General features: G+C 58.9%; 12 protein-coding genes and 3 pseudogenes. 9 read left to right on the top strand and 6 right to left on the bottom strand.

Going from position 1 to position 17773, the window contains the following annotated elements; all coding sequences use genetic code 11:
• Window positions 1-42: 42 nt before the first annotated feature.
• The 7 genes from PQQ96_RS33190 (at window position 43) to PQQ96_RS33160 (ending at window position 8569) form a co-directional block, all read left to right on the top strand.
• On the top strand, window positions 43-1137 hold the full coding sequence (locus PQQ96_RS33190; RefSeq protein WP_408300363.1) for a WD40/YVTN/BNR-like repeat-containing protein: 1095 nt from the start codon (window positions 43-45) through the stop codon (window positions 1135-1137).
• Window positions 1134-3557, top strand: coding sequence for an efflux RND transporter permease subunit (locus tag PQQ96_RS33185; protein ID WP_408300361.1), 2424 nt, complete (start codon window positions 1134-1136; stop codon window positions 3555-3557). Before PQQ96_RS33190 ends, PQQ96_RS33185 begins: the two co-directional genes overlap by 4 nt.
• Entirely contained in the window at window positions 3554-3706 is a 153-nt protein-coding gene (locus PQQ96_RS33180; RefSeq protein WP_408300359.1) for a hypothetical protein, read from the top strand. Before PQQ96_RS33185 ends, PQQ96_RS33180 begins: the two co-directional genes overlap by 4 nt.
• 1 nt (window position 3707) lies before the next feature.
• Window positions 3708-4973, top strand: a complete 1266-nt coding sequence (locus PQQ96_RS33175; protein WP_408300357.1) for an amidohydrolase family protein — start codon at window positions 3708-3710, stop codon at window positions 4971-4973.
• Window positions 4970-5872, top strand: a complete 903-nt coding sequence (locus PQQ96_RS33170) for an alpha/beta hydrolase (RefSeq protein ID WP_408300355.1) — start codon at window positions 4970-4972, stop codon at window positions 5870-5872. The genes PQQ96_RS33175 and PQQ96_RS33170 overlap by 4 nt, the downstream gene beginning before the upstream one ends.
• A 105-nt stretch (window positions 5873-5977) precedes the next feature.
• Entirely contained in the window at window positions 5978-7633 is a 1656-nt protein-coding gene (locus PQQ96_RS33165) for a CocE/NonD family hydrolase (RefSeq protein ID WP_408300353.1), read from the top strand.
• 180 nt (window positions 7634-7813) lie between these two features.
• Window positions 7814-8569 (top strand): IclR family transcriptional regulator, encoded by a 756-nt coding sequence (locus PQQ96_RS33160; protein WP_408300351.1) that lies wholly within the window; start codon window positions 7814-7816, stop codon window positions 8567-8569.
• 71 nt (window positions 8570-8640) lie between these two features.
• Here the strand turns inward: PQQ96_RS33160 and PQQ96_RS33155 are convergent.
• The 5 genes and pseudogenes from PQQ96_RS33155 to PQQ96_RS33135 form a co-directional block, all read right to left on the bottom strand.
• Window positions 8641-8736, bottom strand: a pseudogene (locus PQQ96_RS33155) (IS6 family transposase); the annotation flags it as partial.
• Window positions 8737-8791: 55 nt separating this feature from the next.
• Window positions 8792-9525, bottom strand: a pseudogene (locus PQQ96_RS33150) (IS6 family transposase).
• A gap of 423 nt (window positions 9526-9948) precedes the next feature.
• Window positions 9949-11529: an alpha/beta hydrolase domain-containing protein gene (locus PQQ96_RS33145; RefSeq protein ID WP_408300349.1), complete on the bottom strand. Its 1581-nt coding sequence runs from the start codon at window positions 11527-11529 to the stop codon at window positions 9949-9951.
• Window positions 11530-11736: 207 nt separating this feature from the next.
• Complete coding sequence (locus PQQ96_RS33140) at window positions 11737-12990, bottom strand: MFS transporter (protein ID WP_408300388.1); 1254 nt, start codon at window positions 12988-12990, stop codon at window positions 11737-11739.
• A gap of 147 nt (window positions 12991-13137) precedes the next feature.
• The gene (locus tag PQQ96_RS33135; protein ID WP_408300347.1) at window positions 13138-14304 is read right to left on the bottom strand and encodes an ABC transporter substrate-binding protein; all 1167 of its coding nucleotides are present in this window, start codon (window positions 14302-14304) and stop codon (window positions 13138-13140) included.
• A gap of 127 nt (window positions 14305-14431) precedes the next feature.
• Between PQQ96_RS33135 and PQQ96_RS33130 the strand changes: the two genes are divergently transcribed.
• Together PQQ96_RS33130 and PQQ96_RS33125 are read left to right on the top strand one after the other, a co-directional pair.
• On the top strand, window positions 14432-15094 hold the full coding sequence (locus tag PQQ96_RS33130; protein WP_408300345.1) for a response regulator transcription factor: 663 nt from the start codon (window positions 14432-14434) through the stop codon (window positions 15092-15094).
• The gene (locus PQQ96_RS33125) at window positions 15081-16508 is read left to right on the top strand and encodes a sensor histidine kinase (protein WP_408300343.1); all 1428 of its coding nucleotides are present in this window, start codon (window positions 15081-15083) and stop codon (window positions 16506-16508) included. The genes PQQ96_RS33130 and PQQ96_RS33125 overlap by 14 nt, the downstream gene beginning before the upstream one ends.
• Window positions 16509-16954: 446 nt before the next feature.
• Here PQQ96_RS33125 and PQQ96_RS33120 read toward each other — a convergent pair.
• Window positions 16955-17688 (bottom strand): annotated as a pseudogene (locus PQQ96_RS33120) (IS6 family transposase).
• Window positions 17689-17773 lie beyond the last annotated feature (85 nt).

The raw sequence follows: 17773 nt of genomic DNA, 5'->3' as shown, positions 1-17773 counted from the left end.
CGTGCGCCGGAAGGATCAATGAATCGGAACGGATCTATCACCATGCAATATCGACAGTTTCTGATCTCGATGGTGCTGGGCGTGGTGCTCGCAGTACTTCGCCCGTACCCAGCGCATGCCGACGCTCTGGCGGACGTCATGCAGATGCCGTCGCGGGCGGTTGCCGATCCGGCCGCCGTGACGCTTGTCGACGTGACCCGTGCGGGCAACCGGCTGGTCGCGGTAGGCGAGCGCGGGGTAATCCTGCTAAGCGACGATAACGGCGGGAGCTGGCATCAGGTCCCGGCTCCCGTCAGCGTCACGCTGACGGCGGTGCGCTTTATCACCGCGCAGGAAGGCTGGGCCGTGGGCCATTCCGGCATCGTGTTGCACTCAGGCGATGGCGGCCGCACATGGAGCAAGCAGCTCGATGGTGTCGAAGCGGCCAGCCTGCTGCTGGCGGCCGCGCCGCCGGCAGCCGCGGCGGCAGGGGCAGGGGCGAGCGCTGTTGTGGCGAAGCGCCGCCTGGCACAGCAGTTCGTCGACGACGGTCCCGACAAGCCGTTTCTCGACATCTGTTTTGCAAAGGACGGTACGACGTACGTGGCGGGGGCATATGGCCTTATCTTTGCGAGCCGCGATCATGGCCGCACCTGGCAACCCTGGCTGGACCACGTCGACAACCCCGAGGGTCTCAACCTCTACGCGATGAAGCGTTCCGGTGATGCCCTTTATCTCGCGGGCGAACAGGGCTACTTCGCGCGCTCGCTGGACAACGGCCAGCACTTCCAGCGTCTCGCCACGCCCTACCAGGGCAGCTATTTCACCCTGGGCAGCAGCCCGCCCGAGGCGCTCGTGGTGGCGGGGCTGCGCGGCAACATCCTTGCCTCCAGCGACGGCGGCACGACGTGGCAAGCCGTCGCTCACGCGGGCACTGTGTCGTTCGACGCCATCACGACCCTGACCGGCGGCACGCTGCTGCTCGCTAACCAGCGCGGCGAGTTGCTCGCGAGCCGCGATGAGGGGCACAGCTTCGAGGCCGTGAATGCGAAATACGTCCGCTTGCCGACCGCCGCGCTGGTCGAGGCGGCGGACGGGTCGATCGTGACGGTCGGAGTACGCGGCATCAACCATTTCACGCTTGCGGATTATCGATGAAACCAACGACTCAGCAATCCGAGACCCGTGTCATTCGCGACCTGCGCGAATTCGACCGGCAGTCAGGCTCGTGGGCCGAGCGGATCCTGTTCAACAACCGCCTGATCGTCATCGTCATTTGTGCCATCCTGACGGCGATCTTCGGCTACCAGGCGGCCAGGATACCGGTCAATGCCAGCTTCGAGCGGATGATTCCGACAAGTCATCCGTACATCATCAATTACCTCGAGCACAAGGGTGAGTTGCGTGGTCTCGGGAACGTCATCCGCATCGCGGTCGAGAACAGAAAGGGCACGATTTACGACGCGCATTACTTGGACACGGTTCGCAAGATCAACGACGAGGTGTTCCTGCTGCCCGGCGTCGACCGGCCGTTCATGAAGTCGCTGTGGACGCCAAGCACGCGCTGGCTCGCGGTGACGGAGCAGGGGCTCGACGGCGGTGCGGTGATGCCCGACAGCTACGACGGTTCGGCGGCGAGCCTGGCGCAGGTGCGCTCGAACATCGACCGGACGAGTGAAGTCGGGCAGCTCGTCGCTCCGGATTTCAGGTCGAGCGTCATCTACGTGCCGCTGCAGGAGATCGACCCGCAGACGGGCAAGCAGCTCGACTACGCCACGCTGTCGCAGGGACTGGAGAAGATCCGGGCGAAATACCAGGACGCCGGGATTTCGATTCACGTCACGGGGTTTGCAAAAATCGCCGGGGATATGATCGCTGGATTGCATCAGGTCCTGGCGTTCTTTTGCGTGGCGATCGCCATTGCGACGGCCATGCTGTACTGGTACACGCGGTGTGCGCGCAGCACGGCCCTGGTTGTGCTTTGCTCACTGGTTGCGGTGGTTTGGCAGCTTGGGCTTGTAACCATGTTGCACTTCCAACTCGATCCCTATTCGATCCTGGTGCCTTTCCTGGTCTTCGCGATCGGCATGAGTCATGGCGCACAGAAGATGAACGGCATCATGCAGGATGTCGGCCGTGGCACACACAAGCTAGTCGCTGCACGCTATACGTATCGCCGGCTCTTTCTCGCAGGACTGACTGCGTTGCTGTGTGACGCGATCGGCTTTGCGGTGCTGATCGTGGTGCGCATCAAGACGATTCAGGATCTGGCGCTAATCGCGAGCCTGGGGGTAGGAGTTCTGATCTTTACGAACCTGATCCTGTTGCCCATATTGCTGAGCTACTTCGGTGTGAACCGTCAGGCCGCGTTGCGCGCGCTGAAGAACGATGCGCCGCAGGACGGCCTGGAAGCAGCGCCGCCAGGAACCGTGGGGCGCCTGCTCGACCGGTTCACGAGACCGGCGGGGGCGGGGATTGCGATTGTCGCGTTCGCGGCATTCGGGGCGGTGGGTTACGTGGCCAGTCTGAACCTGAAGATCGGTGACCTCGACCGGGGGGCGCCGGAGTTGCGCGCCAACTCCCGCTACAACCGTGACAGCGCCTTCATGAACGCGCACTATGCTGCAAGTAGCGACGTGTTCGTCGTCATGGCGACGACCCCTGCGGGACGGTGCTCGAATTATGGTGCGCTCAGGACACTGGATGCTCTCGAATGGGAACTGCGACAGCAGCCGGGGGTTGCGTCGACCGTGTCGCTGGCGAGTCAGGCTCGCTCGCTGAGTGTGGGGATGAACGAAGGCAATCCGAAATGGTATGAACTGGTGCGTACGCAAAGCATGCTCAATGCGATTACGTTGCGCGTGCCGCCTGAGGTGTTCAACTCGCAGTGCGACATGCTGGGTATGTTCGTCTACCTGAAGGATCACAAGGCCGACACCCTGGCGCATGTGAGCGAAGTTGCCCAGTCGTTTATCGACACGCACCCAAGCAAGGACGTGACGCTGCTGTTGGCGGCGGGCAGCGCGGGCATTGATGCGGCGACCAACCAGGTGGTTAGACAGGCGAGTCACGAGATGCTGCTGTGGGTGTATGCGGCGGTCGTCGTGCTGTGCCTGATCGCATTCCGGTCCTGGCGGGCAGTCGTCTGTGCGGTAGTGCCGCTGATGCTGACTTCGATTCTCGCTGAGGCGTTGATGGTATGGCTGAACATGGGAGTGAAGGTGGCGACGCTGCCGGTAATCGCGCTGGGAGTGGGCATCGGCGTAGATTATGCGCTGTATGTGATGACGATTGTGTTGGCGCGCATGCGCGCGGGCGCTTCTCTTTCCCAGGCCTACGCTGCGGCACTGCAGTTCACCGGCAAGGTGGTGATGTTCACCGGCTTTACGCTTGCCGCAGGGGTGGCGACGTGGATCTTCTCTCCGATCAGGTTCCAGGCGGACATGGGCTTGCTGCTGGCGTTCATGTTCCTGTGGAACATGCTGGGCGCCTTGGTGCTGCTGCCGGCGCTGGCCTGCTTCCTGTTGAGAAAGTCGCCGATCCGTGCGGTATCAGGTTTGTCGCAAACGACCCCATGAAAACGATTCCGCAGATTGCCACCGACCGCGTCTGTCTCCAGGCCTTGATCCTAGTCGGCGCCCGCGTCTTTATCTTCGCGTTGCCCGATCTTTCCCACCACCGCGCCTTCAATGGCGCTCTGGGGCGCGTCGCGTCCGCCGGAGTTTGAAATGTTCGCTATCTTTATCACTAACGTACGTATATTCGACGGCTCGGGAACGCCGCCATTCCCAGGCAAGGTCCTGGTAGAGGGTGACCGGATCAAGGCCGTTGCGAGAGACGGCGACGCACTGGAAGCGCCCGGCGCCCGACACATTGACGGCGGCGGCGCGACGCTGATGCCGGGCCTGGTCGAAGGCCACGCGCACTTGACTTACCCGAACGCCGTGGACCGCAGGCCGCCGGATGGGGTGTCCTTCTTCGATTACCTCAGTGGAAAGGTCGCCACCGAGCACCACGCCTTCTTTGCCGCCCACAACGCTCGCCGGGTGCTGGATGCGGGATTTACTAGCGCCTATTCCGCCGGCGGTGCCACGCGCACTATGGAGGTGTCGCTTCGCGACGAGATTGACGGCGGCTGGGTGTCGGGGCCGCGGCTGCGCGCGTCGGGGACCGAAGGTGCTGTCATGCCGGGCGACGAGACCTTCGCGCTCAGCGGCATTTCGCGCGTCCACGATATTGAATGGCTCAAGACGTTCGTAAAGGACACCGCGGACAGCGGCGCCTCGATCGCCAAATTTATCCTGTCCGGTCCTGGTTTCGCGGGGCCGACGGACAACCAGGCCATGTACTCCGACGTGGAACTCGCTGCCGTTCACGAGCAGGCGAAGGAATCGGGCGTCTGGCTGAGCGGCCACGCCCGCCCCACGGAGGCCATCAAACTGGGCGTGAGGAACGGCTTCCGCGTCCTCTATCACTGCGACTTCCCTGACGAGGAATGCTGGGACCTGATGGAGGCCCGCAAGGACGAAATATTCATCGGACCGTCGGTGGCCCTGCCTATCCTCTTCTCCAGGACTATGCAGACGGGCGCGGCCGGCACTGGTTCGACCTCGCTGGTCGAGCGCTATCGGTTGAATATCGAGGAGATGTTGAAGCGCGGCATACGCTTCGTTATCGGTGGCGACTATGGTTTTGACAACGCGCCGCAGGGGCGTAACGCCGACGACCTCGTCTACCTGGTCCGCTACATGGGCCTGACGCCGGCACAGGCGCTTGTTGCCGCGACGCAGTGGGGCGGTGAACTCATGGCTATCCCGAAGCTCGGGCTTGTTCGTGAAGGCTGGCTGGCCGACCTTCTGCTGGTGGCGGGTGATCCGCTTGAGAACATTGAGGCCATCACCGAACCCGGCAATCTACGGATGATCATGAAGGGCGGGGTACTCCACAAGGCGCCCCCCGGTGCGCAACGTAAAGAAGGATTTGAGACTCGATGAAGGCGATTTTACATCCAGTAGTGGCGGCCCAGCTTGCTCGGGGCGGCATGCCGCCGCGGGCGCCAGGGCCGGCGATTGATACTGTCCGCGACTTTGAGATACCCGGGCGGAACGGTGCGATTCCCGTTCGGCTTCACCAGCCCAATGGGGCGAGGGGGGCGATCGTTGCGCTTCATGGCGGCGGTTGGCGGATCGGAAGCCGTGACTCATACGACGCCACGGCGCGAAACCTCGCAAATGACTCGGGCCAGGCGGTCTTCACCGTCGACTACCGGCTGGCGCCGGAAAACCGCTTTCCGGTGCAGTTCGAAGACGCCCTGGACGCAACGACCTGGATCGCTGATCATGCTGAAGATTTCGGTCTGGAGGCTGGCCGTCTGGCGGTGCACGGCGAGTCGGCGGGCGGCAACCTCGCCGCGGCCGTTTGCCTGTACGCCCGCGATCATGGGGGACTGTCCATACGGTTCCAGAGCTTGGTCTATCCCGCCACTGACGCGCGCCTTGTCGCCGACACGCTCGATGAATTCGACCAGGGGTGCGGCTTGACCAGGGCGGATTTCGCTAGCGCATGGAGGGGCTATGGGCTGGGTGAATTGTTCGGACCAGATGACTGGCGCGCTTCGCCGCTGCACGCGCAATCCCATGCCGGATTACCCCCCGCCTTGATCCTGAGCGCGCGTTGCGACGGTATGTTCGACGACGCCGCAGCCTATGCGCTGAAGCTTCAAGGCGCAGGGGTCGAAGCCGTCCACGTGACCTATGAGGGTATGGTTCACATGTTTTTCCACCAGCGCCAGACGCTGGCGGCGGCGCGCATGGCTCAGAAGCAGGTGGCCATGACATTGCGGGACGCGCTGCTGGCTAAGCTCGAACCGGGTGTTGCCGCGCCTTTCGTTTGATCCTTACTTCAAATTCTAGCGGCGTTGCGGGCTATCGCAGACCTGGCGGCAGATGCGCCGCCAGATCCCGCCAACGTCAGGCCGTGAGATACAAGAGGAAATTCAATGTCCATCGATCAACCCGACGTTATGGTTCCAATGAGTGACGGCGTTGATGTCGCCGTCAGAATTTATCGTCCAGACGGTCCAGGTCCGTTTCCGACGCTTTTTGCAGCATCGCCATACCGGTACGACAACGACGATCTGCCGCCGAGTATGGTCTTTTTCTGGTTTGAGACCGGCCCCATCCATTTTTACGTGCAACAAGGGTACGCGTACGTTCACCTTGATGTCCGCGGTACGGGTAAGTCAGGCGGTGAATTTGGCTACTTTGATCGCAGGGAGCGCCGGGATCTCTACGAGGTGATCGAGTGGATCGCCGCTCAACCCTGGTCAAATGGAAAGGTTGGTGGTATTGGTCAGTCATACTACGCGGCTTCACAGTGGGCGATGGCCTCCGAGCGTCCGCCGCACCTGGCCTGTGTGGCGCCGTTTGACGGTCACTTCGATCTCTACCGGGGTTGGAATTATCAAGGCGGCATGCGATCGAATTACATCTCAGGCTGGTGGAACAATTCGGTACGGATTGCGAACAAATTCCCAGCCAATGGTTCGGAGCCACGCGACATACCCGTCGACATGCCCGCCATCACGCTGCAGCATCCCACCTTCGACGCTTACTGGGAGGAGCGCGACTTCAGCGACAAACTGAGGGAAGTCGATATCCCGGTTTATTCGATTGGGACCTGGATCAAGCGTGAGCGCCATCTCGGTGGAAATCTGCGTGCCTACCAGTTGGTCAGCGGACCGAAGAAGCTGAAGGTGTTCGACCATGTCAGTGGCGCCGAGGCGTTGAAGGTGTTTGAGACGGTGGCGTTTCATAGCGAGGTGATGCTTCCCTTCTATGATCATTGGCTCAAGGGCCTGCCGACCGGCTACACGGATCGCCCCGACGTCGAGTGCGCGTTGGTGGGTGCCAATCGGACTTACCAGACGACGACATGGCCCCCAACTGAGGTGAGCTATCTGCCGCTGTATCTGGCCGGCGGACCGACCGGAAGCGTAACCTCATTGAATGATGGCGCTCTCGCCGCCGAGCCACTTGAAGAGGCCCAATCCACCACCTACTCCTATCCTGGAGCGAATTGGGTCTTCGGGCCTGTCGTCATGACCCGTCAGGGGCCCGACACCGTTCAGGCGGTACTCACCTTTACATCTGCGCCACTGGAAGCGGATGTGGACGTCGTTGGGCCGATCGAGCTCGAGATCCATGTGTCTTCGACGCGTACGGATATGAACGTGGTCTCGCGTCTGGCAGAACAGTTACCGCAGGAACCCGCCGACCGGGCAGCGGGGCGGCAGCCGGCGTCAAAGCTGGTGAGCAAGGGCTGGCTGAAGGCCTCCCATCGGGCGCTTGATGAGGCCCAGAGCGTCCTGGGAGCGCCCGTTCATCTGCATACGACCCCCGAACCCCTCGTTCCCGGTCAGGTGGTGGCATTGCGGGTCGCTCTGGTAGGATGCGGTCACCGTTTCCAGAAAGGTTCGCGGATCCGGCTGGAGCTTTCCTGCGGGGACACTACATTCACCGACTCGCAGTTCGCCCACGCGTTCACGCCCGACATGGTCGGCTCTGATACGGTTCACTTTGGTCTTCCTTGGCCGTCCAAACTGATCTTACCGGTCGTCGATGGTGGTGCTTTCCGGTTCGCCTCGATCGACTGATCTTGCCTTGGATCAGCGTCGAAGGGGGGCGTATCGCGCCCCCTTTGGTCACGGCTATGAGGGGTGATTCGGAGTAGGATGCAGGCAGGCCAAGGGGCCGTGACAGCGGTGGTTCTGTGGGTTAGGCCACTGGGACAGAATTACGGAAAAGCCAATTCGTCTTCATCGAGCGAGCCCGATATGAAGAGCCTTGATAGTATGCTGAGCTTACTAGATTTGTTTGATGAGGACCATGCGACGTGTAGTCTGGAAGAGGCGCAGGCATATTTGAGCACTGTGTCGTCTGCCACAGTTTACCGCTACCTTCAATCGCTCACTAAAGCGGGCCTGGTTGCGGACGGGCCGGGCAGGAGTTTTACCCTTGGGCCGCGCATTCTTGAGCTTGATCGGGTCGCGCAGCGCTCTGACCAGCTGTTGATGGCCGGTCAGCGATTCATTCCTGGCCTCGATGGTCTGCCTCCCGGCTTGTCTCTGCTTGCAGTGTCGTACGGGCGCAAGGTTCTGTGCATTCATTCTCAGAGCTTTGGCGAATCGAATGTTCCGACAAGCTACGTCAGGGGCCGTCCAATGCCTCTTTTTCGTGGCGCAACATCCAAGATCATTCTCGCCTATCTGCCGGCGTATCAACTCCGAGCGGCGCTTCAGAACTATCCAGAGCAGATTCGTGAGGCGGGATTGGGCGAAACGTGGGACGAATTCAAGGACAATCTGCGAAAGCTGCGCAAGGATGGATACGCTGTCGCGCGCGGTGAAGTCGACCGCGGTCTCACAGGCGTCGCCGTTCCGCTGCTCCAAGACGGCAAGCCGAAGAAAGTTCTCGGCAGTCTTAGCTACGTCATGTTGGATAGGGATTTTGATGGCCGGGATATGCCGACCATGATTGGCAGATTACGTGCGGTTGGCGCGCGGATTTGCCATTCGATCTCGGCCCCATAGGGGGGGGGCATGCCTCGGTTCTGTCGCGGTAAGGACAGCGGGCCAAGCAAAGATGATACGCGAAGGCTGGTTTACGAAACCAACGAGTAAAATTGCTGGGCGACAGATAGCGAAGTTCTGCCCGAACATTTCACCTGTCCTTTCTTGATCATGTGCATCAATTCGATGGGCATTGTCAACTTGTCGAGAGCGAGACGGCACTGCGGCAGATGTGACGACCGGTCAGAAGGCAGTCGAAGGATTTTGGGCGAGTTCGGCGAATTCGCGCCATACAACGAACCGGGCTGCGAGTTGTTTGCGAAAAAGTGAGGCTCCGATCACGTGCCGCTTCAGTGCGAAGTGTTGCCGTATCGGCCCGAAGGACGAGAGAAATTTTTGTGTGCGTTTCGGGTCGCGAAAGCCGCGCATGCGACGCTCGCGTTCGCGCGTCGGTTGGTGGCTGTTCTCCGCCCGGTTGTTCAGCTGGGCAGCCGCTTTTACGAACACGTGCTTTACGCTCACCAACTCCGGAATTTCGGCCTTTGCGGCCGGATAACTGCGCAGTTGATCGGTGACGATCTTGCGCGGCACCGGGCTGGAGCACAGCACACGCTTGAAAAAACGTTTGGCCGCGGTTTTGTCGCGCCGCTTTTGTAGCAGGATGTCGAGTTCGGTACCATGCTCGTCGACCGCACGCCACAGCAGATACGGCTCGCCACGCAGCGTGACGAACATCTCGTCGAGGTGCCACGTGTTACCCGGCTTGCGTCTCGTCGCTTTTACCCGGTGCGCAAAGCCCTGACCAAACTCGTCGCACCAGCAGCGGATCGTCTCGTATGTAACGGTGACACTGCGCTCGAAGAGGAGTTCCTCAATGTCGCGCAAACTTAACTGGAAGCGGAATACCAGCGAACTGCGTGACTGATGATCGTTGCCGGGAACCGATGACCATGATAAAGCGATTTTTCTTTCTTCATTGCTCAATCTTACGCCACAGCCTCGTCAACCTGACAGAGCCTCCACGACGACTCGAAACAGATCGAGGCGGACCTCAGGCAGTTCCGCGAATGGGAGTCGGCGGGCGAGCTATATGCCCTTGACTCTGTTGCAACCGAAGAGAGCCTGGTCGCGTGATGTCAGGCCCAGGCCTCACCATCCCGGCCGTCGCGCTGCAATCGGTGGGCAAGGCCCTGTATGGCACGTTCCTGTCGGGAATTTGAACGGCGGTCTTTCTACCAGTCAGCTTTTGCTTGACTGGTGGGATATTTCCGATCGCCTCCGGGTTGCAGTTTCCGGGCCGTCGGTCAGACCCGCCCCAGGAGTGCTGAGCCGTCCGCTGACGCGGCCGGCCAGACTTTCAGGTTGTTAATCCGCCCGTCACCGGGCGGATTAACAACCTGTTACGGAGTGGTTCCGTTCGCTGCGTTTGGCGATATCCCATTTTGTGCATCCGAAACGCTCTCAGTGACCGAGTCTTGCAGCATGAAGCCCTGGTTATAAAGTGCTGTTCCAGCCGCCTGAATGGCGCTGACATATGCGCTCAAGCTGGGGTACAGACTGCCCGGCAACGCTGGATTGCCAAGATAGTTGCCGTCATTGTCAGCGGCCGCAGCCACAAAGGGAACATGCGAACCCCTAAGAACGCAAAGCCCCGGTCCCGAATTGATTCCCGTGTTGGTTGCAACCGGAACGGCGAACTGTGGCAGTCGGATGCCTCCCAGCGCATTGCCATTGCTATCTCTTGCAAGCGTCAGTGGCGACACCGACTGGATCGTGAGGCTTGGCGCATGGGCGGGCGCAGTGCCGGAAACAATCCAGCTCACGATAGCGTCAATGCCCTTGTCCAGAACGTAGTGAAACGGAATTTGACTATATCCGGGAAGAGTGCAGCCTAGCTCGGCTGAAATGCTGAGGTCTCGAAGAAGCGAAGGTGCACGCGTGAGAAGTGAATATGCGTCAGCGTGTGACGTTCCCGCGACCTCCCAGGTGCGATAGCCTCCTGCGCCCCTGGGTCCGGTCGATTCCCGATCCGGCCGAATGATGGTCTGTTGATCCAGTGTCCCTCCTGACACATCCTGAAACTCGGACTCCGAAAGGATTTTCATCACCGGAATGTTGAGATCCGGACGAATAATCTCGCCTCCCTTTGTCAAAATTCCCCCATCGAAAACGTTCGCTAACGGGTGAACTGCATTAAGGTACATACTCACATATTCGGCAGACTGGGACTCGCCAGTCGCGAGCACCAGCTTCACAGGCAACCCTCCCATCAGGTTGCCATTATTGGCCTTTATCGCGGCGCCGGCTTGGGAAAAAATGTCGAATGAAAGTCCGTCTGCCGTCACTTTCCCGCCGTCGGTAACGTCAAGTGAGCCGTAGCGAGCGGCACTCCACGATTTAAGTCCATTCGGGGTAGCAGTGATACCTGCGTTTTGCGCAGAGACCTCCACAAAGGCATATCCGTTATTGATCAAATATGCATGAGCGCCTTGCCAGATGTCTGCATTCTCATAGCCTGACGTGACGTTCGCCCATTCAACGATCACCGTGCCGTTAAACTTCGACGGATCCGTCGGCCGGCGAACGATGAGCCTTGTCTTGTACGGATGTCCGCTTGTCACGACGGTCGCCGTAGGCGCCTGTATGGCATCTGCGATACCTGTCGGTGCAGGCAGGTTGTAGACGTTTGCCGTGCCTTGCATGAAGAATTCCTGCTCGACGTAGCCATATTTCTCGAACGTGCCATCCGGAACTGCTTCGCCAGCGGCAAACGGGTAATTGTGATCCGCGCTGCCGACCTGGTCGGCTGGGATCGTTCCCTGAATCACCGGTAACGATGACGATGACTTCGTGGTACTTCCTCCGCATCCGGCGAACGTCAACGGTATCACGAGCGCAATGCTGATTTTCCGTAGGATCGTCCCCATCGATAGAGACCGTTCCTTCTTGTTCAACCTGGATTTGTTTTTGAGCAAACTCATGTCTTCTCCGTGTAAACCTGAAACTTATATAATATGTATTACTAAACACTGTTAAGAAAAAAACTGCCTCCAATTCACTGACTACTACGCTTAAGCAGGAAGATCGCCGCCTTGCGGCTTTGAGTTCAGAACAACGCCTGACGGAATGAATATTTGTTTGATTCAACTGGCGACTGGGAGACACCTTTTAAAACGCAGGCATTCAGGTCAGGCCGCGGAGGGACGGAGCTTTGGCGTTATTTGCACAAAAACGGCTCCAAGAACCAGAAGCGCAAGGCACGCGGTCGGGACCAGCAAGGGGGCGGTGGCCGTGTTGCTGATTTTTCCGACATACGGCATCAGGTTTTGGCTGAAAAATCCCCCTAGATTGCCTATCGAGTTAATGGCAGCAACGCTCGAAGCTGCGCGCGCGCCCGCAAAAAGGCGAGGGGGCATTGACCAGAAGCAAGGGTAGAGCAGCGGGATGCAGGCACCGCCGACGACGAGTGCGGCGAAACGTAATGCCGTCGATGGAAGCACGAAGCTGCAAATGAAACCCACGACCCCGATCCCCGAGATTATTGCCATTGCCTTGAGCACACCGTCGGCGCGCTTGAGTCTGGCGGGCAGCCACAGCAACAGGAGCGCGGCGATCCCCCATGGAATCATGTTCAGAAATCCGTTTGCGGCATTTGAAACACCGAACGTCCGCACGAGCGTAGGCAACCAGTAGGTCACGCCGTACAAGGACGTCGACATTAACATGTAGGTGAATGCAAACAGCAGTACGCGACGGTCGATCAGTGCCTTCCAGGGATGCTCGTGCGTTGCATCGGAGGGCTTTTCGCGCTCAAGGGCGTTCAATACGAGGGCTTTTTCTTTCTGGCTGAGAAACCGCGCCTCCTGCACCGAGGCGGGCAGCAGTCTAAACACCGCCAATGCAACAAGGATGGCGGGAACACCCGTTGCAACGAACACCCATTGCCAGCCAGCAAGCCCCCAAACGCCATTCAGACTTAGCAGCAGTCCGCCGACCAGCGAGCCCAAAGCATTGGCGAGCGCGCTGCCCAGGGTAAAAATGCCAAGCACGCGCGCGCGATAGGATTGCGGAAACCACAATGTCAGATAATAGATCACACCAGGATAAAAGCCGGCCTCAGCAACGCCCAGTACAAAGCGCAGTCCGCAGAACACGCCCATCGACGTCGTGAATCCCATTAGTACCGTGATCGCACCCCAGGTCAGCATGATGCGCGCGAGCCAGAGGCGGGCGCCGAACCGATGTAACGCCAGCGTGCTTGGTACCTCGAATATAAGGTAGCCGATGAAAAACAGCGACGATGCCAATCCGAACTTGGCCTCGGTCGATCCCAGATCGTGCAGCATTTGCAATTTGGCAAAACCCACGTTCTGCCGATCGATGAACGAAATCAGGAACATGACCACCAGAATCGGCATTAGCCGCCTGGCCATCTTTGACATAACGCGTCTTTCATCCTGGGATGCCACAAAACTTTCCACTGATTTCTCCTGGTTTTTCGCATCTGAACCGCCATGTCTCATGGCGTCCCACCTCTTGTCACTCATGTATCTCCTCTCCCCGTCAACCTTGGCGTAGCATGCCTGCGCTCAGGTACGGTGTCGCGCCCACAACTGCGGGACGAAGAGTTCGTTCAGCGCCTGAGCCTTGTTCTTGATCGTGCCAATTGAATACAGGAAGTCCATATAGTCCATTACCTGATGCGGTATCGTCGAATATCGCGTATCCGGGTCGCGAAGCATCTCAGTGACCGCGCCGACCGAGACCGTTACTTTGGACGCGGCGACAAACATTGCTGCTGCAGCCTCCACGTTTGTCGCTATGAAATGGTTTGCCTCATCCAGGGCATCGAGAAAGGCACTAACCAGTTCGGGGTTGCTATCGGTAAATTTTTTCGGGGCAAACACAACGTCCAGCGTGATGTTTCCCAGGACATCGACCGAGCTGAGAACCCGGTGAACGTTCTTGTACTGGACCTCAAGATACGAAAATGGTGGGGAAGTAAAATGCGCGGTAATACCCTGCTCGCGAGCAATCAGCGCTCGCATCGCTTCCGGATGTGGATAGTTGACGGTGATCGCATCCAAGTCTGCAAACCGCGAGGCACCGAGGATCTTCGCTGAAGCCATCTGCAATACGACGGCCGACAACGACGTCTTGATTCCGGGAACCGCAATTCGATCGGCGGCTGTAAAGTCGTGCAGCGACCGGATCTCCTTGCGATTCGAATTGAGCCAGAGCGATGTGGCACTCAAGCCGCTCACGCCCACGACTTCGACATTTGGAATGCCTCTCGCCTTTGACCAGAGATCAATGAACCCCGGTGCGCCTGTTCCCGCAAAATCCAGGGTATTGGCCATCATGGCATCGTTGATGGAGCTTCCGCCATCGAGCAGCACCCATCTCACAACGACATCGCCGGCATTGTGCCGGACTGCGTGTTTCTCCAGAAGCTGCATTTTCTCCATAACAAGCAGGGGCAAGTAGAGGATTCCGAAACCTTTCGAGATGCGAACTTCACGCGTCCCAGCTGCAAAGGTTCGCTGACGAAGAGCGCCCAGCGCGAGCGCCCCGAGGAGCAGTGCCCGGCGTCTACGGTTGCGGCTGACGAACTGAACCGCGACGTTCTCTCTTTGGACACGGTAATCGAGATGGTTCGCGCCCCCCCTCTGTGTGAGTGGTTTCGCGGTTCCGGATGCTTTTCTCAGACGTATGCGTCGCAATAGCGAGCCGCCAGACTGATGGTCGCTTGCCATACTGTCTCCAGTTTCCTTATGCTGATATGCGGGCTTGACCAATTATTTGTAAAGAGATTATCGTCCGAACCTGAGATAACACTGACAGTCGGGCTCAGGGTTAACACCTGATCCGTGGAAGCCAATCATGAGAATTCTGGTGGTAGAGGATGGCGTAGACATCGGCAATGCGATCCGCAGCCGTCTGTCGCGGCTGGGACACGCTGTAGACCTTGAGGCAGACGGTCGGGCAGCCAATGTCTTGCTTGGTACGCAAAATTACGACCTTGTGGTCCTTGATGTAATGCTTCCCTCAATGGACGGCTTCGCGATCCTGCGTGAACTTCGCTCGCGCAGCGATACGCCCGTACTACTCCTGACGGCGCGCTCGGCGGTGGATGATCGCGTGAGCGGACTTGGCTTCGGCGCAGACGACTACCTCATCAAACCGTTCGACTACCGCGAGCTGGAGGCGAGAGTGCAGGCGCTATTGAGACGCAAAAGCGGCCAGGCATCCGACATTATTCAGCTAGGAGACCTGATTATCGACCGAAACAATCGCCTGGCCGAACTGAAGGGCCACTCGCTCCCGCTGTCGCGCAAGGAATTCGCTTTACTTGAAATTCTGCTGAGTCGCCCGCAGCGTACGTTTTCGAAAGAGGAGTTGCTCAATTTACTGTTCAGCTATGAGAAGGAGCCGAGCCTCAACGCCGTCGAACAATACATAACCCGCCTGCGCAAAAAGATCGATGGAAGTAGCGTCGAGATCCGGACTACGCGCGGTATGGGGTATCAAATTGCAAGCGTTTGATTCCATCCGCAAAACTCTGTTTGGGCGCACGCTGCTGTTCATTGCGCTTGTCGTGATCTCCGGAGCGGTTACGTTGGCATGCGTCGCACGGTACTATGCCGGCGTCGCAGCAGAGAAGGCTTACGACCAGTTGCTATCAGGCGCTGCCATACAGGTTGCCGAGAACCTGTATGCGCAAGGCGGCGTACTCGCACTAAGCCCGCCGCTCGCGGCATTTTCAACCCTGTCCGACTACGATCTGGTTTACTACAAAGTGGCGGATTCGCGTGGCGTTGTGATCGCGGGATATCCTGACCTCGCCGCGCGCTCAAGTGCCGAATCGGCAGAACATGGGCCCACGTTCGAAAACGGGACGTACCAGAACCAGCGGGTCAGGATCGCTACGATTGCCCGCTACATGCCCAACACCACCGTTCCGGGCTGGGCAATTGTCACAATCGCGCAAACGGTGCACGCCCGCCAAAAATTGACGGACGCCATGACACTCAAGGTCTGGATGCTGATCTTGATCATGAGCATACTGGCTATCGGTGCGAGTGGACTGGCGATCAAACGCGGGTTGCGTCCCCTCGCATACATCGAGCAGATCATCGTCCAACGGGATCCCAGCGATCTCAAGCCGCTCGCCGTTAGAACACCGACCGAAATTGATGCAATCATTGGCGCTATCAATATCCTGATGCTTCGCCTCTCCAGTCGCCTCGGAATCATGCAGCGCTTTATCGCGGACGCCGCCCATCAGATACGCACGCCTCTCGCAGGCCTTGACGCGCAGATCGAACTGTTGTCGGCAGAACTTGACCCGCAGCGTCGCAGCGAGCGGATCGCGACACTGCGTTCCTCCTGTGCCGACGTTGGACGCCTCACTGGCCAGCTCTTGAATCACGCGATGGTTATTCACCGCTCCGAAGTCGTATCGCTGCAGCCCGTCGAACTGAACGGACTCGCGCGGGAGGTTCTCGGCAGGACAATTCCGATGGCAGGTGACAAGGATACGAGTGTCTCCTTTCAGAGCGACGTTCCGCACGTTTATATCTCGGGCGACAGCGTAAGCCTTCAGGAGGCCATATCGAACGTTATCCACAATGCGTTATTACATGGACGGGCCGATGAAATCCGCGTCACGGTGACTTCCGGTGCAGGAAACGTGGTTCTTTCCGTTATTGACAATGGGGCCGGGATCGCACCGAAGGACTGGGGGCGCGCATTGGAACCGTTCGTCAGGCTCGACGGATTACGCTCGGGCTCCGGGCTTGGACTGGCAATTGTCAGCGAAGTGATGCGCGCGCACGGGGGCCGGGTCAGTTTCGAATTTCCAGGCTCGGGTGGTTTCTCGGTTAATCTTACCTTCCAGGAAGGATTGGCAGTCCCGAGGGCACCAGTTGATCCCCCGTCGGCCAGTCCCTGTCAATAATGGTCCGCCCGGTCAACCTTGCGCAAGCTCATGTGATCATCCCGCTATGGTCCATGATCGGCTCCAGCCATCGCCAGTGGAGCTCCAGCATGGGCCCGGAGAGGCCCGACTGCGACATTTCTTATGAGCCAGAACCAGGCATTGCTTATATGGTCGCCTCCCATTTGCAAGGAGATATTGTGTTTGGCGAGGAGGGCGGTTTCGGACTTATATCCGGACTCGAATCGCGGGACATGCCCGCCGGCCCCGATGGATTTCGCCGCAAAGGTCCTAATCCAAATAGCGGACTCGAAGTCCGAATAATGTCTCAGGCTTACCTCTGCGCGGTCCAACCTGTCTTGCCATCGCTCAATATCACCTATGCAACCATGAGTGGGTTTGGATCGGATTGCAAGGCTTTGTCAACTTGTCGAGGCTGAGGAGAAAAGACGGCGGGAAGAGCGTCATCAGAAGGCGTGGGACGGATTTTGGGCGACTTCGGTGATGTCGCACCACGCAACGAATCGCGCCGCGAGTTGTTTGCGATAGAGTGAAGCGCACGGCAGATGCCGCTTGAGCGCGAAATGTTGCCGGATCAGCCCAAAGCACGAGAGTAATTTCTGTGTGCGTTTCGGGTCGCGAAAGCCTCGCATGCGCCGCTCGCGTTCGCGCGTCGGTTGATGACTGTTCTCTGCGCGGTTGTTCAGTCGGGCCGCCGCTTTGACGAACACGTGCTTCACGTTCGCTAGTTCGGGGATCCCGGCTTTTGCCGCCGGATAGCTGCGCAACTGATCGGTGACGATCTTGCTGGGCAACGGGCTCGAACGCAGCACACGCTTGAAGAAGCGTTTGGCAGCGGCTTTGTCGCGCCGCTTTTGCAGCAGGATGTCGAGTTCGGCGCCATGCTCGTCGACCGCACGCCATAGCAGGTACGGTTCGCCACGCAGCGTGACGAACATCTCGTCGAGGTGCCACGTGCTACCCGGCTTGCGTCGCGCTGCTTTCACTCGATGAGCAAAGCCCTTGCCGAACTTGTCGCACCAGCATCGAATTGTCTCGTATGTCACGATCACTCGGCGCTCGAAAAGCAGTTCCTCGATGTCGCGCAGACTCAACTGGAAGCGGAATACCATCGAACAGCACAGCCGATGACACTCGCCGGGAAACGGTGACCGTGATAAAGCGATTTCGATTTCTTCATCGCGCCATCTTACGTGACCGACCCAACAACCTGACAATTCCCTTTCATGCACTATCTCCGCGTTACACCAATATCAGCCGGCGAG

The sequence above is a fragment of the Paraburkholderia sediminicola genome (genome assembly GCF_046027825.1).
In the GTDB taxonomy this organism is placed as follows: domain Bacteria; phylum Pseudomonadota; class Gammaproteobacteria; order Burkholderiales; family Burkholderiaceae; genus Paraburkholderia; species Paraburkholderia sediminicola_D.
This window is presented reverse-complemented; position numbering and strand designations above follow the sequence as displayed.